Source organism: Marinobacter sp. EhC06, from assembly GCF_001650915.1.
GTDB lineage: Bacteria > Pseudomonadota > Gammaproteobacteria > Pseudomonadales > Oleiphilaceae > Marinobacter.
The window spans coordinates 1-25,610 of sequence record NZ_LXYO01000036.1 but is presented as its reverse complement, the minus strand read 5'-3'; the positions used below and the strand labels follow the sequence as shown (position 1 = coordinate 25,610).

Here is a 25,610-nt window from a genome sequence, read left to right as displayed (position 1 = left end):
CAATTACTCAACAACCAGGTCACCCAGGTACGGGAAGTTCATGACATTGAGCACCGGCTCAATCTTCACGTTCTTCTTGGAGGCCCAGGCCAGGTCCTGCCAGTGCAGAGGAACGAAGGCGGCATCGTCATACAGACGCTGCTCCACTTCCTGCAGCATGGCCGCACGCTTGTCCAGGTCGGTCTCGACGTTGGCCTGTTGTACCAGGGCGTCGATTTCCGGATTGCAGTAGTTACCGGCGTTGTACTGGCCAGCGCCGCTGTCGGCGTCCGGGCAGAAGGTCAGGAACTCATAGAAGTTGGCGGAGTCCTCGGTGTCCGCGTGCCAGCCGATCATCATCATGTCAGCGGCGCGGTTGTCATACTCCGGCCAGTACTGGGCCTTCGGCAGGGTTTTCAGATCCACCTTGATGTTGATGCGTGCCAGCATGGCAGCCACCGCCTGAGCGATCTTGTCGTCGTTCACGTAGCGGTTGTTCGGCGCCATCATGGTGATGGTGAAACCATCCTCATAACCGGCCTCTTTCATCAGCTGCTGTGCCTTGGCGACATCAAAGCGACGCGTGAGCGACTCGTTATGACCCTGATAGCCTGCCGGAGACAGCTAAGCCGCCGGGGTTGCGAAGCCCTTCATGATCTTGGCGGCAATGCCTTCCTGGTTGATGGCATAGGCAATGGCCTGGCGGACCTTCGGATTCTTGAAGGCTTCCACCCGCTCCTGGTTCATGTGGAACAGGATGATGCGGGTGCCGCTCATGGTCACCAGGTTGGCGTTCTTGTCATTGCGAATCCGCTCCAGATCATTGGGCGGAACCGGGGCGATAAAATCGACACCACCGGACAGCAAGGCAGAAACCCGGGTGTTGTTCTCCTTGATCGGCGTCAGCACGATCTTGCCGACGTTGCCCGGGGACTCGGTATCCCAGTAGTTATCAAAACGCTCGAACTCAACACGGACACCCTGCTTGCGTTCGGTCACGGTGTAAGGACCGGTGCCCGACAGGTTCTCGGATGCGAAGGAGTTGCCATGCTTGAGGATGGCACTCTTGTCCTTGCCGTCTTCGGTCTGGCCGCTGTAGAACTCACTGTCGAACGGGAAGATATAGGTGGCGGTGTTCAGCAGCAGCGGGTATGGCTCGCTGGTCACCAGCTCGAAGGTGTAATCATCGATGATGTTGATGCCGCTGAAGGGCTTGAAGATAGCCTTGAAATCCTGGCTCTGCTTCAGTCGATCGAAGGTGAACTTCACATCGGCGGCGGTCAGCTCGTTGCCAGAGTGGAACTTCACACCTTCACGGAGTTTGAAGCGCATGGTGTTTTCATCCACCCGCTCCCAGCTCTCTGCCAGACGCGGCTCGAAGCCAAGATCCTTGGTCCAGCGCAGCAGCGGATCAAAGGTCATATGGGACAGCTGCAGGATACCACCAGACAGCTGCTCATGAATGTCGAGGGTTACCGGATCGGCGTCGTACGCCATCTTCAGTTCCTTGGTCGCCTCGGCGCCCAGAGCAACTGGCGCCGAGGCCAGGGCCATGGAACCGACAAATGCTGCAATCAGTTTTTTCATCGCGTTTTCCGTCGCTGTTTTAGGAATTTTCACGGAACATCGGCGCAGAACGGCGCCGAATGCCTGGCCAACAAGCTAGTCTCGGAAAACACTTAGGGCAATCGAAATTGCGACATGGGGCTATACGCCAGGTGAATGACCTGATTTGGCGCAGACTTACAGCCGGAAAACCAGAGGCAGGATCAGGGCAGTAAACACACCGGTAAGGCCCATACCCAGGGATGCAAACGCACCGGCGGTGTGACTGATTTCGAACGCCCTCGCCGTGCCAATCGCATGGCCATTCAGGCCCAGGGCAAAGCCCAGAATCCGTTCGTCTTCAACAGGCAAAAGCCGCGCGAGCAGGTCAACGAAGAGGGTTGCCACCACGCCAGTGATCAGAAGCCCGCCCATCATCAGGGGCACCGAACCGCCCAACTGCTCGGTAATACCAATGGCAATCGGTGCAGTTACCGACTTGGGCGCCAGCGAGGCCAGCACCTCCGGCGTCGCTCCCAACGCCCAACCAATCACCACGGCGTAAACCGCCGCCATGGTGGCGGCAATCGGCAGGGTGACCACAATCGGGCGCCACATGGCACGGATATGGTGCATCTGCTGGTACAAGGGAATGCCGAGTGCGACGGTGGCAGGCCCCAGCAACACCGTCAGCCAGCGCGCGCCCTGTTGGTAATCCTGGTAATCCACCGCCAATGCGATGAAGACGGATAAAAGACACGCAGACAAAACAACCGGCGGCAGCCAGTTAGGCCGGCCAATGCGGGAAAACAGCCAGTTGCCGGCAAAGAAGGCACCGAGGGTCAAACCGATCGCAAGAATCGGGGTGGCGGCAAGCGACTCCGGCAGGGCCTGGAAGCGCGCGAAGAGCTCACTCACCATCGCCAACTCCTCTCGTCGTCACCGCCCTCATCAACAACAAGGTAGTCAGCACACTGAGAAAAGTGCCCAGCAGCAATGCCGCCGCAACCGCCAACCACTGCCCCGAGAACTGGTCGGCCGTGAAAAACACACCCACCACCCCCGGCATGATCAAGAGCACCAGCACCGATATCAGCCCCTGGCTGGCCTGAGCGAGATCATTACTGACACTGCCTTTAACCATCAGGGTGAAGGTAATGACCACCATCCCAAGCACGCCGCCACTCACTGGCAGCGCCAGAAGCAGACGAACAGACTCGCCAAGAATAAAAAACAGCACCAGAACCAGAAAACCACGCAACATCGGCATGCGCTTACACTCACCCGGGAAAGAATTGCATTACACTAGCCCAATCCACCACTTCGATACCAATGCAGGAAGCCCATGGCGCTCAAAGCAACCATCCTGAAGGCAACGCTTAACATCGCCGATATGGACCGCCACTACTACGCGGACCATCATATGACCATCGCCCAGCACCCGTCGGAAACCGACCTGCGCGTGATGATCCGGCTGCTCGCCTTTGCCCTGAACGCCAGCGACACCCTGGAATTCACCAAGGGCCTGAGCACCGATGACGAACCCGAGCTGTGGCAGAAAGACCTGACGGGCGAGATCGAATTGTGGATTGAACTTGGTCTGCCCGAGGAAGACCGAATAAGGAAGGCCTGCAACCGCGCAGAAAAAGTGATCCTGTACACTTATGGCGACCGCGCCTTCCCCGTCTGGTGGGACAAACATCATGGCAAGCTGGAGCGTTTCGACAACCTCACCATCATCCACCTGCCCGGCGACAGCACCGAGGCCCTGGCCGAGCTCGCCGACCGCTCCATGAGCTTCCAGGTGACCATTCAGGATGGTGAGGTAACCTTCAGCAACGACAACAACCTGGTAACAATTACCCCCGAGCAGCGACTGCCCCAAAACTGATGGCAGGACTTGCCCTCAGGGGCTGGACAGCGACCTGCTTCGCACGTAAGATTGCGCACTCGAAATCGGCGAGCCATCGTCGAGCTCGAAGCGCCCGTAGCTCAGCTGGATAGAGCGTTGCCCTCCGGAGGCAGAGGTCACTGAAAAAATCCGGAACCGAAGGCAACGGTCAAACATGCCAACTTTGTTGAAAACCGCCCGTAGCTCAGCTGGATAGAGCGCCGCCCTCCGGAGGCGGAGGTCAGAGGTTCGAATCCTCTCGGGCGGGCCATTTCATCGGCATTTCAGCAAGTTAGACGCCCCAGCCTTTTGAAAGCCCTACACTCTCGCAAATTTCTTCCAGTCTAATTTCAAACTACGCGATGACCGCTGCCCAGCTTCTGAAATTGTGCTGTTTGGCACACGAATTCGAGCCTGTGTCCAAATTGTGTCCATGGTGTGTCCACAGCTTTTGGCACATTTTTCGAGGCTTAAGAATTCTGACCTTTGCACTGAATCCGAAAAATACTGGCTTGGACACAGAGAACAGTCGAAAGCAATCTGTCTCTCGCGCCGTCAGGGGTCTCGTGCAATCACCATGAGCTAACAGCCCCTTGGTACCCACCAGTTCCACTCCTTAATGCTCATGCTTTGGAAAGCCCGCTAAGAACCTCTCTAAAGCTGTTCAATCCAGCCTCCAGATTTTCAATAATCTCCCCCGCAAGGTCATCCGGTTCCGGCAGGTTATCCAGGTCGGTCAGACTTTTGTCCTTCAACCAGAAAATATCCAGGCTGGTTTTATCCCGCGCGACCAACTCCTCATAATCGTATTTGCGCCAGCGGCCGTCCGGATTGTTTTCCGGATGCCAGGCTTCCACTCGCTTGCTGGGATTCTGGGGGTTATAGCATTTAATAAAGTCAGCCAAATGCTCATATCGCATGGGCTTTTTCTTCAGGGTGTGGTGGATGTTGGTGCGGTAATCATAGAACCAGACTTCTTTCGTCCAGGCATCGGGACTAGCGGGCTTGTTATCGAAAAACAGAATGTTTGCTTTCACGCCCTGAGCGTAGAAGATCCCCGTGGGCAAACGCAGAATGGTATGCAGCGTGGTGTTTTCCAGAAGTTTCCTGCGAATGGTTTCACCGGCACCGCCCTCAAACAGTACGTTATCGGGCACAACTACAGCCGCCTTGCCTGTGGTTTTCAGCATACTGCGGATGTGTTGAACAAAGTTGAGCTGTTTATTTGACGTGGTGGCCCAGAAGTCCTGACGGTTATAGGTCAGCTCATCAGTTTCTTGCTCGCCTTCCTCATTGGTAAAACTCATGGAGCTTTTCTTCCCGAAAGGCGGATTCGCTAGCACGTAATCCACATTGACGGGGCTCGCGGCGACCAGCGCATCGTTCGGGGAAACCAAGCTATCGCCGTCGATCTCCCCGATGTTGTGCAGAAACATATTCATCAGGCACAGACGACGGGTATTTGCGACGATTTCATTGCCAAAAAACGTACTGTGTTTTAGAAACTGCTTCTGATCTTTATCGAGCTGGAAGTTTTCCGGATTGGTAAGAAAGTCGTAGGCTGCCAAGAAAAAGCCTCCGGTGCCACAGGAAGGGTCAGCAATGGTTTTACCCGGCTCCGGCCGTAAACACTCAACCATGGCGCGAATCAGTGGTCGTGGCGTGAAATACTGGCCGGCGCCGGATTTCGTGTCTTCCGCATTGCGCTCCAACAGCCCCTCGTAGATATCCCCTTTTATATCGGACCCCATCATCACCCATTGGGTGCTATCGATCATATCGATCAGCCGGTAAAGCTTGGCCGGGTCCTGTATCTTGTTTTGAGCCTTGGTAAAAATCTGCCCCAGCATACCGCTATGCTTCCCCAGCTCTCGTAGCAGCTCAACATAGAGAACCTCCAGCTCTGCCCCCTTCTTACTGGTAAGAACCGGCCAGCTGTATTTCTGCGGAATGTCAACATCACGGTTATAGGGCGGTTTGCTGTACTCGTCCGCCATTTTCAGAAAGATCAGATAAGTCAGCTGTTCCAGATAGTCGCCGTAACCCACACCGTCGTCACGCAAGGTGGTGCAGAAGCTCCAGACACGGGAAACAATGGACGAAGTATTCATTAATGACGTTCCTTGAGGGCAAGCAATTACCTGCCTGATTCAGTGATACGGTACTTTTAGGTTCGGTTTCGGAGGTCACCAACCATTTGAGTTCAAGTGAGTAAGCGTCAACCACAATTGCCGGATTCTTACTTGGGCTCTGCTTGAAACCGACTTGGTCCATTTAATTGTTCGCTGACTCGATGGACCATGTGTGTGATCAACCGCTGGGTGATTACTATACAACCACCGGCACACCAATCTGATTGGCAATTGGGGTATACAAATCAACATCAACTTCCGGAGCCCTGATGGATACCACCAGTGAGTACTTCACTGCCTGATTGTAGCGGCCCAATGCCGGCCTGGTTTTCCACCAGCCAAGGGCCGGATAAACCGCAATAACACCCCGGCTGGCCAGCTCAGCGGCGCTGCCTCTCCATGTATCAGAATGAAGCGAGCCCCTATGGCGATTACTCTTGCCAAGCAACCAGGCAGAATCGCTTTGGCCAGAACTCGAATATTCCTCGGCTTCCCTCGCGGCCACGTTGATTCGTGCCCTGAAATCGTCATCGCTCTCCAGCGGACGCTTCACATCAAAACGCAGGCCGTGGGACTCATACCGATAACGAGAAGTCACGCCACGCGCGGAAGGATTGGGCTCTATGAAGTATGAAAGAGTTACCCTCATTTCAACCTCCGTTTCGCCCAAAGCCTCAAGCTCCGCAAGCGGCCAAGGCAGGCGATGCAAATTCATATCCCTGAGTTGAGGGTCGCTCCCTTTTTTCCGTTTGAATGGGTGAAGCTTCTCCTCGCATACCATCGTTAAAGAGTTATCAACACTCCACAACGCTCTGGCCAAATCAGGTTCGCCAAATCCGCAATGTCTCACCAGACTGGCCATTTGTGCTTTGGTCGGTTTACCACGAACTGGCAAAAACATTCGCTTCATAGCATCTGTCCATTCGGCAGAATGCACAATCAGGCCGCGAATCGTCTCGGGGAGTAATTCCGCATAATCAGCCATTAATTGCGCTGCCATCCTCGCTGCCAACGCTGATGCGGCGCTCGTTGCATTAGTTGTGGTAAAGAGTCGCTCATTGATCTGAGCATTCGTCGTAAGCAAACTCAAGCTTGGCATCCATGCCGCGCCAACCCCATCCTTTGCGGCGTTTCCACCCTCGAAAACGACATCAGGCTTTAGTGGCCAGTGAGACTGCCAAGTTTGAGAGGTGGTACTAAATGGGCTGAGAGTGCCAGGTTCAGCAATAGGTTCGTAGTGGCTGGCATCTGGCTCTGTAATGTTAGCAAGGCGGGTCATCGCGCCAACAGTGAGCACATTCCATGCTTGCGCCGGATCATGAATCGCATCGGTCGAATTGCTGTCCGGGTACTCCATCCAGGCGTTTGGGTCCCGAATATTCCCGGCAGAAACGACGAACAATCTTGGTGTCTCACCCTGCTCATCGGCATCGCAGGCCAGCCTGTCCAACGTCGCAGACCAGGCCGATGGGCGACCACGATCCCGGTTATCTTCGGCGGTAATGGCCATACTGAAAACACGTTTGCGCTCCGGTGCGCGAATAGTAGTGCGCGCAACAGCCTCTGCTGTTAGATACCCATGATGTTCAGGATCACCGCCATTGGCCCCGTTTGCCGGAATCAACTTCACAGATTCGAGTCTGTGGGTGACAGTAAGCGGTTCATTACCCTCCAGGACGCCCGTAAGATTACTCATTAAGGCAATCCCGGCCATACCTGTCCCATGCCCATCGTGATCTTCTAATCCCCAGCCGGGTTCTACGCTGTGCATGTCAGAGTTTGACAATGCTCTGGCAAGTAGCGGGTGCCTATTATTCACCCCAGTATCGAACAAACAAACATGAGGAGCGTCTGCATCCTCACCCGGCAAAGTTATCCTTGCGTTCAACTCGTCCACCCACTCCCTTTGCTCGGGAGGCGGCAACGAGTCAAAAAAGTCTGCCGTTTCCTTGGCTCGCCTCAACTCGGCAATGGTGTTGAGGGTCATAACCGAGCGTTTCATTTGTTCTACCGAGCCAAAAACCAGCAACACAGTTCTCTCAGGGAAATAGAGCTCGCCGGAGGCAACTTTAAAACGCAACCCAGCTGCCATTTTCCGAAACTGGTCGATTACGGCTTGACGATTTTTACGCACGGGAAGCCAGACTTCCCACCAAAGATGTTCGTCATCAGAGGCAGGCATGGCATCAAGCGCGTCGGTCCATAGGGCCTGCAGAGTAGCAGCCCGAATCTCAGCAATCGTGTTCAGCAAATTGCTGCTTTTGGGTCCATTTTTTGTATCTTTCGATTCATCCAGATAACCAGCAACAAGCTTTTCAAAAACTTCCAGCTTACCCTCTGGCACAAAAACAGTGGCGAACACCCTGTCGTCGTCATACCTGACGTTTCGTAATTCAATACCTGACCTTTCACGCGCTAAAGACTCGAAAGCCAGCTCAACATCAGGAAAACCTTCGAACTCGATCTGTAAACCGACACCTTCCTCTATACCAGCCTGGTGTTGTTGCTCAACTGCATCTGTGAGGGTTGGGTGAAGACTCTGAAGTTTACCCAGCAAGGCATTACCGTGGGCCTGACGGTCACGATTCGGTACGGATACTCCGCCGCCGCCCTGACCCGGTGAAGTAAAGCTTTCTGACTTACCATTATTCCGCAAAATGAAATGCGAGCGGTTATTCCCCTCATTTACCGGCATGCAACATCCTTATTTTTAAAAGCTTTCACCACCCAGTCTATTCGATAGGCTCCTACGCTCTTCAAGAGACAGGCAAACATCTTTTTCAGAAATCATGTCTTTACGGTCAATCAACGCGGTCTTCAACACTTCATCCGCCGCCCTGGTGAGCTCCGCATAACTCAAGCCAACAGCCTTTGATGCCAGCCGTTTCCACGAAATATTTTTAACGGCCCGGTTTTTTAGCCTAGTTCTTAAAACGTTGGCGATGTGTTTCTCATCTGGAAGTTCGTAATGCAGAAGGTCATCAAACCTGCGGAAAAGAGCATTATCCAGAATTTCAGGATGGTTTGTGGCGCCAACTATCAGGCTATGGGATTGATCCTGCTCGATCATTTGAAGAAAGCTGTTCAGTATTCGCCGGACTTCACCCACATCATTATTCAGCCCTCGCTGTGAGCCGATGGCATCAAACTCATCGAAGAAGTAAACACCCCGCGCCTGCTGGGTTGCCTCGAAAATCTGCCGGAGCTTTGCTGCGGTTTCACCCATAAACTTAGTCATCAAACCATCCAGGCGCACTTCAAACAACGGCAGGCCCAACTCGCCGGCCAGCACTGATGCTGTCATTGTTTTACCCGTTCCCGGGGGGCCAACCAGAAGTAATTTACGCCTTGGTTGTAGACCGTGAGACAGAATTTCAGCCGCATGACGCTGTTCCCGAATAATGCGCTCAAGCTGTTGCTCCAGATCATCCGCCAACACCATGTCGACCAGACGATTTTTCGGATAGCTGACCGTTAACAGATTGGCCAACTCACCGCGCGGCTTGCTTATGGGTACGGTCCTGGATTCTGATGACGTGACTTGGCGAGACTTCGCCTGATCAATCAGTGTACGAAGTTCCTCGGCGAGCTTTCCGTGGCCCATCTTGGCCTCGCGGGCCGCCACCTGCATCGCAATGGAATAGAAGCGGGTGTCGTCACCCTCTAGATGGGAACGGAGTAGCGCTTTGAGTTGATCTGCACTGGCCATTAGATAGCACCTCTTATCGGAGCACTATTGTACGCAGCAGGCCAAGGAAGCTGAAACATAAACATCAGGTCGCCTCCCGGAGGCTCGAACCATAGGGTTGCGCCGAGGCTCTTCCTGTCTGTTTTCCCTTCTGTTTCTCTGCCCTGATTCGATCCAGTAGTTCGCTGGCCGGCTCGTCGTCGGGATCTTGAGGGACCAGTTGGCCGGAGAAAGCTTTTTTCAGGATGGATTGACGGAGGGTTTCCGACTTTGAAAGCTGGCGTTCAATTTCAATTGATAAAAAATCCAGATTGGAAAGCTTTTCTTCAATCCTACTTACTATTTCGTACTGCTCTTCCATAGAGGGCACAGGAATAGGCAACTCTCTACAAATTTCTAAAGTAAGATTAAATTGTCCTGCAGTTGCTTTCGACTGAGCCATCATGAAATTTACAGTTTTTTCAAATAAAAGGAATTCCGACAAATACTTTGGCTTTAATATTTTACTACGATATATAGCAATTGCCTGGTTTATATTCCATTCCTTAAAGCTATCGGGAACTATAGAGACCTTCCCTAGTGGCGGGCCTACGATATTCATTAGCACATCACCAGGGAAGACTTTTGAGCGGCACAGAAACCGTTGATGAACATCATTAGTGACGTATGTTGGGTCTATCGTAAAGTCTAGTCTTCCACTTTTCGTGAGATTATAAACTTTTATAAATGGAACATCTCCTTCGCCACTAAAAAGCTCAGATTTCGCAGGTGTTGTTCCTTTAGTAATGAAGTCGCAAAGGTGCCTAGCCTTGATACATACCCATTCTTTCGGCATATCGGCCAAGTAATGACCCAGAGGCAACTTAATTGCTTCTGGCACATCCAGCTTTTTAGGGGAGCCTGGCTTTCTTCCTAGCTTGCCATTCGCTTTCCAAAGTTCGACTGCAGCCTTCCAATCCTCCGACTGCTGCTGATAACGGGCCTCACGCTCCCACTGAATACGGGCCACAATGTGTTGCGGGTATTCCAGCTTGCCAGCATTCTTCTCCCGCCATTTGGCGGTGAGCTTGCCCTCAAAAGCGTGTTTGAGCACGGCCTGTCGATAGACTTTGAGCTGTTTGCGGGCGGTTTTCAGCGCGGAGATTCCGTTGTCCAGTTCGGAGTAGATTTCTTCGATTTTCGAAACAATGCGCTTTTGCTGATCTATAGAAGGAACGGGAATCCGGTACCCAACAAGGTAAGCGGCAGGAACACGCTTTTGCCCAACGGCTCCACTCATGTTGTGCTCGGCATCAAACCTGACTTGCTTGGAAGAGACAAAGTAGTAAAGAAATTTCGAATCGAGATTCGGCCCAGGCCTTAATACATGGAACTCTGTAGAGCCAAAACCAACACCATTTTTCATCGCTGGCACGACAGCCATTTTTCCGTTTTCCATGCAAGGTGTAATCTTTGCGAAGAGCACATCACCTTCAAGAAACCCAGTGTAGCCTTTCTTCACTTGCCCAAAACAACGGACCCCAGATGCGTCGATAAAGCCAGTTTCTGCCTCAACGGCAGGCATCGGGATAAAAGTGACCTCAAGATCATCAGCGATACCTCGCTTATCAAATTTTGGATTGACTTCAGCCACTTCAGAGATTGGCAATAGCTCCCAATTTGGCGGTAGCTCTGAATCAAAAAACGACGTCACGCCACCAACTCCCGATTCAACTCACCCATCACCCAGTCCATCCGCTCCCCAAACAACTGGTACATCCGCCCCAACCCACCCTGGGCATCAAACGGAGCCATATCCAGATCATCCCGCTCGACGTGGAATGAGCTGGCAATGTGGTCGCGGATCAGGTGCAGCCAGGCCATTTGCTGTTCGTTGAATTTGTCGCTACCACCGGCGTGGTATTTCATGACCCAGTCCTGAAAGTTCTTTCTGACAGTGCTGCCAAAGGTTCTGATTCCCGGGTCGATGCCGCATACGCGGCGTATCAGTGCCACCAGGGCGGTGAGCTCACTCAATGGATTCTCGCCTTTGTAATTGTCCAGGTGGGCATAAGCCTGCCAGACGCGCAATGGCGCGAGCTTTGGCCGTTCCTGCCTGAGCTGTTCCAACAGGGCTTTGATTTGGGGGTAAGTCACTTCGCTGCGCCTGGCAGGGGTATGGAAGTAGATGCTCAAAGCGTCAATGTTGTCTGACTGCCCCTGAAGGTAGTCGGCAAACTCCTGCGCCAGGGCTTTGGCATTGTCGGTGGTTTCACCAGCCCATTCGGCGGTGATTATATTATCCAGGTCGTCGTGGACAATGGTTTGTTCCTTATCTCGGCGGATGCTATCGATCAGGTCGATCAAATCGCCGCTGAACACATTGGCAGCCTGTCTTACCAGTTCTTTCTGGGCCTGATCACGGGCGCTGTCGCCGGGGTCTGTTCCCGCTGGCTGGCTGACAATTTCCAAGGCTTTTTGTTCTACCCGGTCGCCATCAATGGCATTGAACAGTTCACCTACAATCGTCAACAGGGGTATACCGCCCGCTTTCCCGGCGATGCGGGCACGCTCTTTGTCGTCCAGCTGTTTGTCCAGTCTTGCCAAACGTCCAGCCAGGGAAGATACCGTATCCGTATCGCTGGCGCCCATCATTACGCCCATGGCCAGGTCTTTCATAGGAACGCTAGGTTTAGTGATCAGTGGTTGGCTAGCGGTTTTCAGGGATTTAGTCACGCCGATGGCGTCCACAATCACGTAGTGGGTTTTGGCGCCTTGCGCAGATGGCGTGACCTTTTTCAAACTATCTTTATCCAGAGTTCGGGTGCCCCGACCTTTCATTTGTTCGAAGTAGTTCTTGCTCTTCACATCCCGCATGAACAGCAGGCATTCTAGCGCTTTAACATCTGTACCAGTGGCGATCATATCCACTGTCACGGCGATCCGCGGGTAGTAGTCATTACGAAACTGGGCGAGTACGGATTTAGGGTCTTCGCCTTTTTCGATCACGTTGCCGTCAGCATCCAGTTTGTCGTTGGCCACCCGATAGGTGACCTTTCTGCAGAACTGATTGCTCTCACCAAATTCCTCTCGCACCGTCTGAATAATGTCGTCGGCGTGGCTGTCGGTTTTGGCGAAAATCAGCGTTTTCGGGACTTCGTCTCGGCCTGGAAAAATGCTGGGCAAGGCATCCCTGAAGGCACGAAGCACAGTGCGAATCTGGTCGGGGTTAACAATATTCCGGTCCAGTTGCTTGGCGGTGTAGGTTTCGTCCTCATCCTGGGTTTCCCAGCGCCTGCGGCGGGTGCTACGTTCGCGCCTTTCCACCTGCTGTTTGGCGGTAATCTCGCCGCCTTTCTGAGTTTTCTCGGTTTCAATCACATAAACTTCGTTGCCAACGTTAACGCCATCCGCCACGGCGTTTTCGTGGTCGTACTCGCTAACCACGTTTTTGCGGAAGAAACCAAAGGTGCGGTTATCGGGTGTGGCGGTCAGCCCTACCAGATAGGCATCGAAATATTCCAACACCTGACGCCACAGGTTGTAGATGGAGCGGTGACATTCATCAATGATGATAACGTCGAAAAACTCGGGGGGAATCTTGTCGTTATAGACCACCGGCAAGGGTTCTTTAGGCCGGGTGAATTGCTCCGCCGGGTTCTGCTCTTCCAGTGATTCTTCCAACGGTTCGCCCCTGAGAATGGAGTACATACGCTGAATAGTACTGATACACACCTGGGCATCTTTGACAATGAACTGGTTTTTCAGGCGCTGGACCGTGTAGAGCTCGGTGAACTTCCGGTTATCGTCGTTAGGCAAAAAGCTCATGAATTCCTGTTCGGCTTGTTCGCCCAGGTTTTTGGTGTCTACCAGAAACAGGATTCGGTTGGCACTGACCGGCTCTCTCAATAAACGGTAGCTGGAAGTAATAGCGGTAAAGGTTTTTCCCGAGCCCGTGGCCATCTGTACCAGAGCGCGGGGTTTATCCTGCTTTAACGATTCTTCAAGATTGGTTATAGCAGTAATCTGGCAGTCCCGCAGGCCGGTGGTGTTCAGCGGCGGAAAATCCTGTAATCGGGCACGAAGGCTTTTGGGTTCATGTACCCATTTTGCCAATGTTTCGGGGCGATGGAAGTTGAACACTTCCCGTGAACGCGGGTGTGGGTCGTTGCCATCGGTAAAACGGGTAATCACGCCGGTGCTTTCATACACAAAGCGCAGAGGCTGGCTGTTGTTGACCCACTTCAGCGTGGCGTTAGCGTAGCCCTGGGACTGGTCTTCGACGATGGTGATTTTCTCACCCCAGGCCTCCGGCTTGGCTTCGATTACACCAACGGCTTGTTTTTCCACGAAGAGAACATAGTCGGCCGGACCAACGTCAGTTTGGTACTCGCGCACAGCCACCCCAAGTGAGGCAGAAAAATCGATCTTTTTCTTGTCCTGCACAGCCCAGCCAGCCTTTGCGAGGAGCTGATCTATCTCGTCTCGGGCTTTTTGTTCCGGATTTTGATTGACCATGCGTACTTCCTTATTTACTTATCCTTGCCGAGCCCTATCATTGTGAGCGTGGCTCGCGCGCTACTCCAGCTGTACTTATTCGAGCGACGCATCTGCCATTTCTGGCCAGATAGCTGCGAATACAAGCTCTGAAAACAGAGCGTCACTCTTCAATGAAATAGTCGGTATCGACCTGTTTGACCTCGTAAACATCCTTCACATTGACGCCCAGGTTGTTCTCGATCATGAGCTGAGCCAGTTCGCGCCCATCGATGAGAACAACCTTCATATCCAGTCCAGCGGCCGCATCGCGAGCACCAGATGAAAAATCGGATGTGGTCAGGAAAACACCTTTTCGGGCACGTTGCCGGGTAAGAGCACCAATGAACTTGTCAATTTCTGGGCGATGGACCGTATTCGTCCAGCGTTTGGCTTGAAGGTAGATGGTATCCAAGCCAAGTTTGTCTTCCTTTATAATGCCGTCAATTCCATCATCGTTGGTCGTTTGTGTGGCCTGCCCTGCCTCTTTCCTGGAGCCGCCATAGCCCATGGAGATCATTAGGTCGACGACCAGCTTTTCGAAAAAAGATGGTGATGCTTTGCGGATGCTATCCAGCACTTCGTCGGCAAGGTTTTCCATCAAAGACTGGTGCGCAGAGGCAAGCTGCTCGTCAGGCGTAGCCTCTTCAATGGTGTCGTCCAATGGCTTCAAGGAATCGCTGACAGGTTTTGGTTTCTGGGTATGGAAATCATGGAACTCGGGAAACTGTTTTAACCATGCAACACTGATGCGCTCGGGTCCATTGCATAACGCATCCTGGCCGCGCTCGGTGATCTGCACCATGCCTCTTTCCGGAATTGTAAGAAGTCCGGCTTTATTGAGGTATGTCCTTGCCCAACCCACCCGGTTGTTGATTACCGTCTGATTGCCGGATGGCAGACGCTCTTTCCGCTCTTCCTCTGACAGCTCAAAAGCTTCTTTCACGGCCTCGCGCACATCGGCCAACGCTCGGGCCTGCCCGTCGCTAACTGTTTGAAGAACCGGACGCATGACTGACTGAAAATCAGGTATCGCCATTGCCTGTACTACTCCCTGCCAGAACTTTGCTTACTGCTCGTCTACAAACTCGAACAAATCACCAACGTCACAGCCCAGATATCGGCACAGGGCTTCAATAGTTTCGAGCTCCACACGACTCGCTGTCTCGTGATAAAGCCGGGTGACCGTGCCCCGGTTAACCCCAGTTTCTCTCGCCACATCGACAATCTTAAGTTTCTTCTCGCCCATCAGCTTAGACAGATGGCACTTAATCATTTGGCCCACCAAAGAACAAATTAACCCACAGGAGATCAAAAAGACTTGCAAAAGGTCTTTATGAGTGCATAATGATCTACAGGAGGACATTTTGAGGCGCTAGTCATGCGGTATGTCCTCCAGCACTGAACGATAGCAGAGGTGAAAAGCTATGTCACAGGAGTATCTGACTACCGAAGAACTGTCCCAGCGAATCAAATATGACGCTCGCACGATCCGCGAGCGTTTGAAGGATAGCGTGCTGCTAGAGGGCATTCACTACATCCGTCCTTTCGGTGGGCGAAAAATTCTCTATATCTGGGAGCGGGTGGAAAAAGACATGTACGACCAAGCAAGTAATGCTGCTTTTGCTGTGCCAATGGCTCGGGGAGGGGTGTGCCGTGGGTAAGATTGTTACGAGGCCTGAAACCGGCAAGCTTTGCTTCGACTTCCGATTCCAGGGAAAACGCTGCAGGGAACAGACTGCTCTGCCAGACACCCCCAAGAACCGGAAACAGCTCGAAAAGATCCTTGCAAGGATTGAGGCTGAAATCACTCTCGGGTCATTTGAGTACGGAAACTACTTTCCGAACAGTCCCAACATAGAGAAGTTTGCAACTGCCTTCCGCAACGCCGCTGTGGGGTATCAAGAAACGACGCTGTTCCGGGATTTCTCCGGTGATTGGCTGAACGAGATGAAAATCCAGTGGCGCCAGTCACACATCGAGACTGTGGAGGGAACACTGAAAAACTACCTCAACCCCTATTTCGGGGAAAAAGAGGTTGGCCGCATCACCAAGAAAGACATTCTTGATTTCCGGGCCTCACTCGCCAAAGTTACAACCCGGAGCGGAAACAGTCTTTCAGCCAGTCGTATCAACCGAATCATGACGCCTTTGCGCATGATCCTTAGCGAAGCGGCCAACCGCTTTGAGTTTAGCTCACCCTATCATGGGATTAAATCACTGAAGGTGCCGCGGACGGATGTGGAGCCGTTCAGTATCGATGAAGTGAAACAGATCATTGAGACGGTCCGGCCTGATTTCAGGAACTACTATACCGTTCGCTTCTTCACCGGGATGCGCACCGGTGAAATCGACGGGCTCCAGTGGGACCACGTGGATTTCAAGCGTCGCCAGATTCTGGTTCGCCAGGCCCTGGTCCAAGGGCGTCTGGAGTACACCAAAAATGATGGCTCCTTCCGCACGATTGAAATGTCTCAGCTGGCCATAGATGCGCTGAACGATCAGAAGAAAGCAACGGGGAACATGGACTTTGTTTTCTGTACCCGAACGGGCGGCCCGCTGAATCACAACAATGTCACCAAGCGGGTCTGGTATCCCCTGCTCCGCCACCTTGGTTTGCGGAAGCGGCGTCCTTACCAAACACGGCATACGGCTGCCACGTTGTGGTTGGCCGCAGGCGAGAATCCGGAGTGGATTGCACGCCAGATGGGTCATACAACGACAGAAATGCTGTTCCGGGTGTACTCGCGTTACGTGCCCAACCTGACTCGACGAGACGGATCTGCTTTTGAGCGACTGCTTGCCAGAGAGATGGTAAACAGCACCGAGTCTGAATTACTGATCGAGGAGGACCAGACATGAGCAGCCACCCAGCTATGTACGTCTCCGAGCACTGCCAACTGCCACCTCGCGCTGTATTGGGTCGACTCGCCAGGGCACTGCAGGCTTGCCTGCGTATCCCTCAGGATGACTCCCTGGTCTGTTTCCTCGGCTTTGGCTGGGAAAGGAATAACACCCAAGCGCTGGAGACCTGGATCAAGAACACCCTGATGACACCTGATGACGAAGGCGTCCGACTTTTGCTGCCCTGGCTGCTGGATCGCCTTGAGCGTGAACTGCTACGTATGGAGGCCAACCTATGACAGGTCTTAACTCTGTGGAGACAAAGCAGGGGCTGAGCACCTTTATCGGCACCATTACAGAGGTGGCCATTCTGGAGGCGAACTTTGGTCGAGCCACCTTGAAAATGTCTCTGCAAAACCGCTACGAAGAAATTGATGCAATCTTTGAACCGGGCAGCCAGGGTGATCCGCTTCCGGATATCAGCTGGGGAGCCGTTCAACTGGTGTTCGAGCCACCCCAGTCATCGGTGGGGGAGCCCGTTAAGGGGTGCAAGCTCAACCGTTTAAATTCTCTGGATACATTGGATCACCTGCCGGGCTCGCACCTGGCGAGGCCAGACCTCGTTGATGATGCAGAGACCTGGGTCAGGACGTGTCCCATCCCAGTCCTGAGACAGTTCACGTGGCAGGTCCTGGGACGTCCCGACATCGGCATTCCCTTTTTTCGCGCCCGAGCAAGTGCAGACCATCATCATGCCTTTTTGGGAGGACTTGCCGAACACAGCCTGGCGGTGGCGAAACTGACTCTGCAGGCCCTGCCCGATATGGATGATCGAGAGGCGTGGCTGTGTGCTATAGCCGGGTTGATGCACGACATCGGCAAGATCCGCTGTTTCGATGAAGACGGTAAAACCGCTGCCGGGTTTGTTCTGAGACATGAACAGTGGACGCTGGAAATCCTGGCAGAGGCCTTGGCGTGGCTGGATGGTCAGTGGCCGGATGGGGCGCTGGCAATCCGGTACCTGCTGAGTTCACCGGCCATACCGGAAGGCCAGCGGCCTCTGCTGCCGGGCCTTATGGCGATTTCCTATGCCGACCGTATGAATTCTGCGCTTCAGGTTCGGGCCCGGGTTTTTTCAGAGCGCCCACACTGGCAGCGTTTCGCCAAAACGAAGGGATTCGGCCCACCAAGCCGCTTCTGGCTACCAAGCCGGGTTTCGTTGTGACCCACCACCGTCGGACACAGTCAGGCCCCAAGTCCTGACTGTGTCCCAGAACCGTCCTGTGACATGTCCCATTACATAAAGAGAACCCTATTCAAATGAAAGATGAATACCTTTACGTTCAAGAAGCCGCCAAAATCGCAGGTTGCAGCGCAAAAACGCTTTATCGGCGCATGAACGATGGGCAGCTACCGTACAAGACAGGTAAAAACCACCGGCGACTTATCCGAAAAATGGATGCACTCTCAGTCAGCACGAACATTAGCGTTGACGCTGGCCCAAAGCAGCCGCTGAACGATGAGCGGCTGAAGCGCATTGAACAGAAGCTCGACGAGCTTTTTGCCATGCAAGAGAGGCTACTGGCCCTGTATCGGCCTGGGTCACTTAGCGCCTTGGTGAGCAAACACAAACGTTCATAGAACCCACCCTCTGTCTCAGGCACGGCTATCAGAGCAACCGCCTCTTACAGTCAATTTCCAATTCCCCTTCGAAAACAACCGCGGCAGCAAACATTGCGAACCTGACGGTACTCATCGTCATCTGTCTGCATGCATCACCAAGCCGAACATCCGGGATAATCTCGATTTGACTAACACCCCACTCTCTCCGGTCGCTTCTGGCTCGCTCATTTAGCAGGAGAACCCGAGCCTGACTAACACCGAACTCCTCAGACCAATGTTGCTTCAAGTCTGTCATTGTGAAATTCCGATTAGGGGGAGCCTTGACACGCACTCGAATCAATCGACACAGTTGCGCTTCCCGGAGCAATTGCCGATATCGCTTTTTATTAACGTCGGAGCGAAAGGAAATCTGTTGATGGCTCCGTTGCATAGCGTTCTGAACCGCGTTCATAGCCGCACTAAATGCTTTCGGCTCTGATTCGGACCAAGACACTAACCGATCAAAGATGATTTCACAGTATTCCTGAGCGATATGGGGTGTCGGTGGCGCAGGGCACTGATTCAATTCTGGACGTGTAGTACCAAGTTTTGGGGAGTTCTCGAAAAATGGGTTTGGTGTTTGATCTTGATGATGTGCCGACCAACGCCGGTGAATGCAGTTAGCTACGACGTCTCTCCCAGACTCAATAGTGTGATCGATGAAGGCCTTTTTATCGGACGGGTCGTTCATCATTTTCATGGCCCTACGATGCCATTTCGTCACTGCCTCCAAGTTCTGACCATAGTACGCGGCAGCTTTCTCTATGGCCTCCGTCTCGCTCTTTCCACGAGCTTGAAGGACACCGATTTTTTGGAAAATGTTGTAGAGCTGCATCGCGGAAATGCGAGGCTTTACAATTTCATCCAATACGTGACTCGGAACCGCTGGAGTTCGATAGATTTTTAGTTTGCAGGTCCTCGATTTTCGACAACCATCGGGCCACTGAGCATTTGCTGCATAAAGCAAATCGCTGGCATTCGTCGGCCCTTTCATCGCTTTTCGGGACCTGAATCTGGAAACAGATTGAAGGCTGATACCTAGCAAATAGGCCTGCTGTGGAAGGCTGAGTTGTGTCTCCTCGACAGCTAGACGTCCTTGGTAGCTCACCCAGTCGATCAAATGAATATAAGTTCTTAGTGTTTCGCCAGGTGTGACGTGACCACACCATTGCCCTAGCAACCAGAGACGCTTTCCTGTTGCTGTACCGGCTGACGCCAGTTCAGCCAACGCAGAAAAATCCTCGCCCCAGTGCGGCATCACGATTTCACCCTCATCATCCATTGCCCATTCTTCGCGCATTAATGCTCCGGGAGCAGACTCCAACAATCGCAGGCCAGTAAACGTCGCGAATGAATGCCTCAGGTGATGGAACCTCAGGACCGCACCAGACGCTGCGCGCATTGCCTCCTGAATCGGCGCGAACAATTCCGACGATGACAAAACCCGATGGGATTGATGACGCTCACAAAACAGCAGTTCCATCGGCCGGGGCGACGTCTGTTCTGACAGGCGCTGTTGGGTCCAATAGCGCAGCTCTCTCAACTCATTTGGGGTCAACAAGACAGTCAGCGGCAATTTTCTTATGCCCGCATTGGTCTTTACGCTCCCGAATGCACTGGGGCGAATCAATAACTGAGGATAATCAAGTTCAGGCTCACAGACCCCGGGAAGGTCTCGGAGCTGAATCTTTTGAACTTCACCGCGTCGGAGCCCGCATCGAAACCCTAGAATAAGTACAAGTCTTTGAATCCTCATCAACCGGGGGCAAGTGGTGTGTAAACGAAGAAGATGCAGAGCCCTCATATACTCTGCCGGCGTCAACATCTCCGCATCGACGCGCCGATTCTCTCCTGAGACGCGCTCTATATATGCTTCTGGCAACGCAAAACGATCAACCAAAAACTGATGGAACTGTTGTACGACAATGGCCCTATTCAGTTGGTGAGTCCGGGATTTGGTGGTCGAAATCAACTCCCCATACAAATACTCCCAATCGTCTTCTTCTAGTTCGTTGAGATCCTTGGTGCCCGCAAGCGTTACTGCGAGTGGCGGCCCGATCCTCGAGAGATAGGTTCGCACTGAACTCACCTTCAGTTTCTTCTTCCCGTTTGTCTGATGGCGGTTAATCAGAGCTCGACACCATAGGCTGAGTACTCGCACGATCGGCGCCAATCGCTTATTTTCCGCGACTTCAGATAGAGCTTTAGTGATCATTTTTCTACTGCGAGTCTTGCCGTTCTCTGTTGGGCGCAGAGCTTTTTGGACGCGCTGCAATCTGGCCAGACCATCTTCTGTGCACTCTCCCACGAGCTCCAAGGCATCCACGCTGGGTGTACAAGATGACAAGCGAATTGGCTCGCGGGGTGCACCATCGGCGCCATGAGGAACTCTCTTAGTTATAAGCCGCCACCATGCAGTCTCGGGCAACGATACGTTGGCGTTCCGTGTCGTTTGGTAATTGTAGATAAACCCGAATTGATCGATGCTAGAGGCCGTTGCAGCAGTATTCAGCAAGAAGTCCAAACTGACCGGCACAGCCATCGCGGAATCGGTTACTGATGCCAGAAACACTTTAAGCAATTGCTCGAGTGAAGCATCAGGCCACTGCCGCTCCCATCGACGGCACCATCGTCGAATGAGAAGAGCACTGATGGGATCCGGAAACCAACGCCGTAGCGTTACCCCACTATGAAGATCGATCCAGACCGATTGTTCGTGACCCTCCACCCCTTGAGGAAGTCTATCCACCGCAGCCTGCAACCAATGGCTATGATGTAGCCCACCCCGACTGATCATGGAGAAAAGGAGTTGGCCTGCCTCATACTGCCGAAGCTTTTCGTCGAGCTGGTTGGGAGCAGGTGTCGGGGCCATCAGCGACTCCATAAACACCTCGTCCAGTGCTCGGTATGGTCGGAGCCTTGCGAACGATTCCGGATGCGCGATGGCCTTCACCCCCTGCTCCATGAGAGCGTAACCTGGGATGTTGAGGATCCAGTTGTGGTTTCTTACCTTATCTCGGAGAAGTTTCACCAGTGTATTATGCCGAACGCGCTTTTCCTGGCCGGGCAAGTCACCGCAGGCCGCCTTAAACAGGGCGTCAACGAGCGTGTCTGGCACGACCTTGTTTTCTGTTGGCGTAAAGATCTCCGGAAATTCTCGCTGCACCACCTCTATTGCCGCATTTTTTTCACGGGCTTTTTTATCCGGCGTGAATCTATTGAGCTTGCGATACTCATCACCAAAAGGGTCAGAGCTGATAGGTATCTTCAGCTTCGCGCTCATACCTCACCTCCAATACCTTCAACTGGCTCCCACCCCATCTCAGCTAGTATATTTTCCATAACTGGGACGACCTGACGACGGTAATCCCGATAGGAAAAGCTCGAGAAATGGCCATGCGGTTCTTGGCCGTTGGACCAGTGCCCCATGAACACATCGACCAACTCACCCGGCACACCACGGGCACGAAGCTCACTGCGCAGGAAATGACGATTGCTATTAAGCGGCAAATCAAATGCCCACTGGGCATGAGCCCGGATTGTCGTCGGAGTGACTGGGGCTATCGAGTTATTCCGCCTATTTAGGAAGAACAGGAAATGTGAGGGAGCTTGCTGTTTGTAAAGTCCCCAGAGTCGGCGAATTAGTGCTTCACGATGACGTTGATATTGGCGAAGATGATTGATTACTGTTGGCGCCAGCGGCACCAATCGTGAATGGCTCATGTCATCGCCAATTTTATCAGCGATCACTAAGAAACCAGTTTCCCAGTCGATATCGGTCTCTCGCGAAACAGGAAATTTAACACTCCGATACCCCGTAGCAAAAGCCAGAAAGAATAATGTGTAGATAACGTAGCTGTTATGAAAATCTGCCAGTGATTGCCGTGAGGGTGGCGTAAATCTATGCCTCTGCAGATTCCCTTTCAGGTCGCTGACCAAGTCGGGTAGCCGGTCAGGTCGGGGACAAAACGGAGACCCAATCGCTTCCTCTCGCAAGGAGCTCTGTCGCATGGACTCTCCAGCCAGGCTCTGCAACCCCGGAATGCGAGCCATTGCATCCAGGTAAACACTTTCGAGATGACTACAGTCAGCATTGTAGTAATAGGTTGCGCTGGATTGACCGAATGGTGGCAGAATACCGGTTATGAGAGTCGCATCAGCCACATCGCCACGACCATTTGTCAGAACATTGAATAGATGCCGTTGCAATCGAGTCACGGTTAACCCGATGTCAGAGCGTTTTGTTGCATCAAGCAATGCTTGTTTCGCGTTTAATGTTACTGAGGTGCGCTGAGATTTGGTAAATAAGTTGCCAGTCCAATTTCTCGGGGTATGCCCCAGTTTCTGAAGTAACGCATCCCACAACAAATCCGGGATCGGCAATACCAGGTTTTCCGTTGTAGCAACCAGATTTTTATGCCAGCTAGCTCGAATGGGACGCTTCCTATCGGGCATTGGAGGTCCGGATATCCAGATTTTGGACTCCAGTGATATCGAGATGTGAGCACCCGAATGAGACATTGGAATCTGCGCGTCTCTGCTATAAAGCCTAGTACTCGTCACAACATCCAAAGATCTACCCGTGACAAAACTTATCAACAACGCCAGTGCGGAAGGATCAGATGATCGCTCTACCCACTGTAAAAAAACAACAATGTCCAGTTCGCCCAATTGCTCCCAGCGACCCGATAACAGTTGGGCCTGCCGTTTGATCTGATTCGATACCGCTCGCTGCCGGTATAGTCCGTGCACAGAATTCAAGCCTCTTCCTACCGGATATCGTGTGTCCGAGCATCGAATCGTGTGCACACTGATGACATCAGAGGCGGGGAGGCCTTCGTTGACGGCTTCATGCAAAGTCGCCTCATCTGAACCGGCAAATGCTGAAAGGCTCAGCGCGCCTTCCGAGCGGAGTCCGTCGTCACGATCTATTCCACTTTCATCAGATCGCCAGGACACATCAATAAATGAGCGGGGGCCATTGGCTTGTCTGTTGCGCTTCTCCGGGTGTTCCACGCCTTTTGCCAAGCCAATGACGCGACGGATGTTGCGGAAACGCGCCAAAATTGTTTGGGGAACACCTGGAGGGCATGACCTGATGAATGCTTCCAAACCGGTATAGAAGCAGTCCCGGTCATAGGGAACATCACCAAATAGCGCAAGGAACTTTTCGGGCAATAATCGGATTTCGCGACAAGCAGCCAAAACATTATGATCTGGGATTGGTCGGAAGTCGCCAGACGCCGGAGGTTTTGGCTGGCCTAAGTACACGGCAAGCATTACGTGCGCTGACAATACCACTCGAGCGACTGAATAATTAGCACGTTTTGAGACGTGCTCTAGAGCGGCGTAGACGGGATACTCGGTGATGAATGAGCCGCGAGGAAAGCCCGTCTTCTCATGCCATTCAGCCGGCATGTCAGCTCCTGCTCGCTCAATGACCTTGCAAAGCTCAATCATCGAATCCAATCGGCCTGCAAGGTCACCCAGCCCCAACAAAGGCAATGGCATTGATCGCATAACATCCAGTATTTCAGCTGCCAGTGGCGCGACCTTAGTGATACTGCGGCAGTCTTGCGGTGGATGAATTAGTCCATGCAATAGACGGGATTCCTCTGTAATGACGGTCTGCGAATCAGGCATCATGCATCCCCCCGCCCAGAGAATTTTGATTCAAGCTGAGGCAGGCCTCCTATTACAGAAAACTTTCTGCGATTTACCGAGAGAAACCTCGCCAGCTTTTGCTTGGTTCGGATAAAGGAAGGGCAGCTATCCCGTTTTTGAAGCTGCAGCCAGAGAGCCAATGCCGTTTGTGCAAAGTTAGATGGATCAAACGCATCGAAGGCCAGCTTTCCAAACTCCCATGCCACAACCATTTCAGCCAGTTGCTCTCGCGGGATCTCTTCGTGCACCAAAACCGATACTTTTTCTTTGTGGTCCAGATAGGCAAGAAGGTCCACAGACCGGAGGTTGGCAATCGCATGAAAAACACGACCATGCTTAAGCACCACAGGTGGATGCAATTCCACGTACTGAACAATTTTCTCATTTGGCACCCTGCAAAGATCTCTGACTCTATAACGGCGGTCAGCGAAAAGATTTTTGAGACCTACCGACAAGCCAGGAGCAATGACAATGCTCCTGGCCCGAACCCGGCGATATTTCAGATTGTTACGTTCCATTGTGTCCCTCAAAGCTAGGAATAATGACCTTTGGTCACATTCATTATCATGAAACTCAAATGCTTTAAGGCGCATAACGCACGTGTGTTTTGAGGGGTTTATTGCAGAGGGCCGGGTACTGGCTGAGGGAAATTTCGAGTTTAAAGATCTGTTTGCGTCGGCTGCAGATTCATAGCAATCTGTATGATGGTAAAGGTTCTGTTCTTTGTGATGCACGCTCAACGATAAGGATTGCTGTGAAATCTCCCTCGCGCATCAACACGACCGAGCTTGGCCTCGATCCGAACATCTTCAACAACCCCGCTCGATTTATTGCCATTCTCCAGCAGGGCGTATCGGGTAAGGTTCTTAGGCGGGCATTGGATCAATTTGATGAACAGAGCCTGTTTGAGCATGCGATGGGCACGGATATTTCTGGCCTCGAGGAATACTGCAGCGATACGTCGCTTAACCGCCAAAGCTCAGAGATCCTTTTGGACACCATTCGTGCTCTGGACCGGATTTGCCAAGTCTGGGAGTCTGCTGAATTAGCAAAACAATGGCTTCACTCCAGCTTGCCAACGCTAGGCGGAGCAAAACCCATAGATTTATTCGATACGTATGAAGGGCGTCGCTGGGTGAAAAGTTTGGCAGACAAAATTGAATTTGGTGACTTCAGCTAAAGAGTCGAACACCGAATTATTCGGATCCCACAAGCAGCAGCCACCCTGGATATTCCGAGTCTTCGTGAGCTTGGTCAGGTTAGCTAATCATGGTTTGCAAGTCGAAGAAGGCCTCATTCTTTAGAGCTTCTCTTTTCACAATATCGGGAATAAAGACACCAGCCAGTGAGAACTGCGCCTCCCAGCACTCCGATTGCCATAGAGACTAACACGCCGGTTTCTAAAGTCATTATCTGCCTCCCAGTCCTCTAAAACCCTCACTTCGATATGTATAGGCGGCGGTAGTGAAAACCACCTTCAGGATTAACACCGACCACTATGTAATGTCTATGAATTGAATCCAATCAATGGAAACCTTTCAAAAGGTGCCACCCACATCGACTGATCTGAACTCGACAGCCAACTAACAAACCCTCCTATTGTCGTACGAACTGCGAAAAACTTGAATCAGCGGTTCAAGTTGCCTCGGTAATCCCCCCATTTTTAGCGGGGTTCAAAAGTAGACCTCAG

General features: G+C 52.5%; 19 protein-coding genes, 1 tRNA gene and 1 pseudogene. 8 read left to right on the top strand and 13 right to left on the bottom strand.

The window, feature by feature from the left end; all coding sequences use genetic code 11:
- Positions 1-3: 3 nt before the first annotated feature.
- The 3 genes and pseudogenes from A8B84_RS19210 to A8B84_RS19200 form a co-directional block, all read right to left on the bottom strand.
- A pseudogene (locus A8B84_RS19210) lies at positions 4-1,401 on the bottom strand (ABC transporter substrate-binding protein).
- 321 nt (positions 1,402-1,722) lie between these two features.
- Complete coding sequence (locus A8B84_RS19205; RefSeq protein ID WP_064228478.1) at positions 1,723-2,445, bottom strand: LrgB family protein; 723 nt, start codon at positions 2,443-2,445, stop codon at positions 1,723-1,725.
- Positions 2,435-2,794, bottom strand: a complete 360-nt coding sequence (locus tag A8B84_RS19200; protein WP_064228479.1) for a CidA/LrgA family protein — start codon at positions 2,792-2,794, stop codon at positions 2,435-2,437. The genes A8B84_RS19205 and A8B84_RS19200 overlap by 11 nt, the downstream gene beginning before the upstream one ends.
- Positions 2,795-2,869: 75 nt before the next feature.
- Between A8B84_RS19200 and A8B84_RS19195 the strand changes: the two genes are divergently transcribed.
- Both A8B84_RS19195 and A8B84_RS19190 read left to right on the top strand, forming a co-directional pair.
- The gene (locus tag A8B84_RS19195) at positions 2,870-3,415 is read left to right on the top strand and encodes a YaeQ family protein (RefSeq protein WP_064228480.1); all 546 of its coding nucleotides are present in this window, start codon (positions 2,870-2,872) and stop codon (positions 3,413-3,415) included.
- Positions 3,416-3,609: 194 nt separating this feature from the next.
- A tRNA-Arg gene (locus tag A8B84_RS19190) sits at positions 3,610-3,686 on the top strand.
- A gap of 352 nt (positions 3,687-4,038) precedes the next feature.
- On the opposite strand, the gene A8B84_RS19185 is transcribed toward A8B84_RS19190, so the two are convergent.
- From A8B84_RS19185 to A8B84_RS19155, 7 genes are all read right to left on the bottom strand, one after another.
- The gene (locus A8B84_RS19185) at positions 4,039-5,526 is read right to left on the bottom strand and encodes a class I SAM-dependent DNA methyltransferase (RefSeq protein ID WP_064228481.1); all 1,488 of its coding nucleotides are present in this window, start codon (positions 5,524-5,526) and stop codon (positions 4,039-4,041) included.
- 217 nt (positions 5,527-5,743) lie between these two features.
- The gene (locus A8B84_RS19180; protein ID WP_064228482.1) at positions 5,744-8,242 is read right to left on the bottom strand and encodes a S8 family peptidase; all 2,499 of its coding nucleotides are present in this window, start codon (positions 8,240-8,242) and stop codon (positions 5,744-5,746) included.
- A gap of 15 nt (positions 8,243-8,257) precedes the next feature.
- Positions 8,258-9,256 carry an AAA family ATPase gene (locus A8B84_RS19175; protein ID WP_064228483.1) on the bottom strand — a complete coding sequence of 333 codons (999 nt, stop codon included), beginning with the start codon at positions 9,254-9,256 and terminating at the stop codon, positions 8,258-8,260.
- A gap of 64 nt (positions 9,257-9,320) precedes the next feature.
- Positions 9,321-10,928, bottom strand: a complete 1,608-nt coding sequence (locus tag A8B84_RS19170; protein WP_064228484.1) for a restriction endonuclease subunit S — start codon at positions 10,926-10,928, stop codon at positions 9,321-9,323.
- Positions 10,925-13,732, bottom strand: coding sequence for a DEAD/DEAH box helicase family protein (locus A8B84_RS19165; RefSeq protein ID WP_064232344.1), 2,808 nt, complete (start codon positions 13,730-13,732; stop codon positions 10,925-10,927). Before A8B84_RS19165 ends, A8B84_RS19170 begins: the two co-directional genes overlap by 4 nt.
- Positions 13,733-13,874: 142 nt before the next feature.
- Complete coding sequence (locus A8B84_RS19160) at positions 13,875-14,789, bottom strand: restriction endonuclease (RefSeq protein WP_064229039.1); 915 nt, start codon at positions 14,787-14,789, stop codon at positions 13,875-13,877.
- Between the two features lie 30 nt (positions 14,790-14,819).
- Positions 14,820-15,026 carry a helix-turn-helix domain-containing protein gene (locus A8B84_RS19155; protein WP_064229038.1) on the bottom strand — a complete coding sequence of 69 codons (207 nt, stop codon included), beginning with the start codon at positions 15,024-15,026 and terminating at the stop codon, positions 14,820-14,822.
- A gap of 151 nt (positions 15,027-15,177) precedes the next feature.
- On the opposite strand from A8B84_RS19155, the gene A8B84_RS19150 reads away from it, so the two are divergent.
- From A8B84_RS19150 to A8B84_RS19130, 5 genes are all read left to right on the top strand, one after another.
- The gene (locus A8B84_RS19150; protein WP_064229037.1) at positions 15,178-15,414 is read left to right on the top strand and encodes a hypothetical protein; all 237 of its coding nucleotides are present in this window, start codon (positions 15,178-15,180) and stop codon (positions 15,412-15,414) included.
- Positions 15,407-16,612, top strand: coding sequence for an Arm DNA-binding domain-containing protein (locus tag A8B84_RS19145; RefSeq protein WP_064229036.1), 1,206 nt, complete (start codon positions 15,407-15,409; stop codon positions 16,610-16,612). The genes A8B84_RS19150 and A8B84_RS19145 overlap by 8 nt, the downstream gene beginning before the upstream one ends.
- Positions 16,609-16,893 carry a hypothetical protein gene (locus tag A8B84_RS19140; protein ID WP_064229035.1) on the top strand — a complete coding sequence of 95 codons (285 nt, stop codon included), beginning with the start codon at positions 16,609-16,611 and terminating at the stop codon, positions 16,891-16,893. Before A8B84_RS19145 ends, A8B84_RS19140 begins: the two co-directional genes overlap by 4 nt.
- Positions 16,890-17,819: an HD domain-containing protein gene (locus tag A8B84_RS19135; protein ID WP_064229034.1), complete on the top strand. Its 930-nt coding sequence runs from the start codon at positions 16,890-16,892 to the stop codon at positions 17,817-17,819. Before A8B84_RS19140 ends, A8B84_RS19135 begins: the two co-directional genes overlap by 4 nt.
- Positions 17,820-17,914: 95 nt before the next feature.
- Positions 17,915-18,235, top strand: coding sequence for a helix-turn-helix domain-containing protein (locus A8B84_RS19130; protein WP_064229033.1), 321 nt, complete (start codon positions 17,915-17,917; stop codon positions 18,233-18,235).
- Between the two features lie 28 nt (positions 18,236-18,263).
- On the opposite strand, the gene A8B84_RS19125 is transcribed toward A8B84_RS19130, so the two are convergent.
- From A8B84_RS19125 to A8B84_RS19115, 3 genes are read right to left on the bottom strand one after another with little or no spacing between them, the layout of a single operon-like run.
- Positions 18,264-21,539, bottom strand: coding sequence for a site-specific integrase (locus tag A8B84_RS19125; protein ID WP_064229032.1), 3,276 nt, complete (start codon positions 21,537-21,539; stop codon positions 18,264-18,266).
- Complete coding sequence (locus A8B84_RS19120; RefSeq protein WP_064229031.1) at positions 21,536-23,902, bottom strand: site-specific integrase; 2,367 nt, start codon at positions 23,900-23,902, stop codon at positions 21,536-21,538. Before A8B84_RS19120 ends, A8B84_RS19125 begins: the two co-directional genes overlap by 4 nt.
- Positions 23,899-24,438, bottom strand: a complete 540-nt coding sequence (locus tag A8B84_RS19115; protein ID WP_064229030.1) for a hypothetical protein — start codon at positions 24,436-24,438, stop codon at positions 23,899-23,901. Before A8B84_RS19115 ends, A8B84_RS19120 begins: the two co-directional genes overlap by 4 nt.
- Before the next feature lie 152 nt (positions 24,439-24,590).
- On the opposite strand from A8B84_RS19115, the gene A8B84_RS19110 reads away from it, so the two are divergent.
- Positions 24,591-25,100 carry an antitoxin Xre/MbcA/ParS toxin-binding domain-containing protein gene (locus tag A8B84_RS19110; protein WP_138103151.1) on the top strand — a complete coding sequence of 170 codons (510 nt, stop codon included), beginning with the start codon at positions 24,591-24,593 and terminating at the stop codon, positions 25,098-25,100.
- Positions 25,101-25,610: the final 510 nt, after the last annotated feature.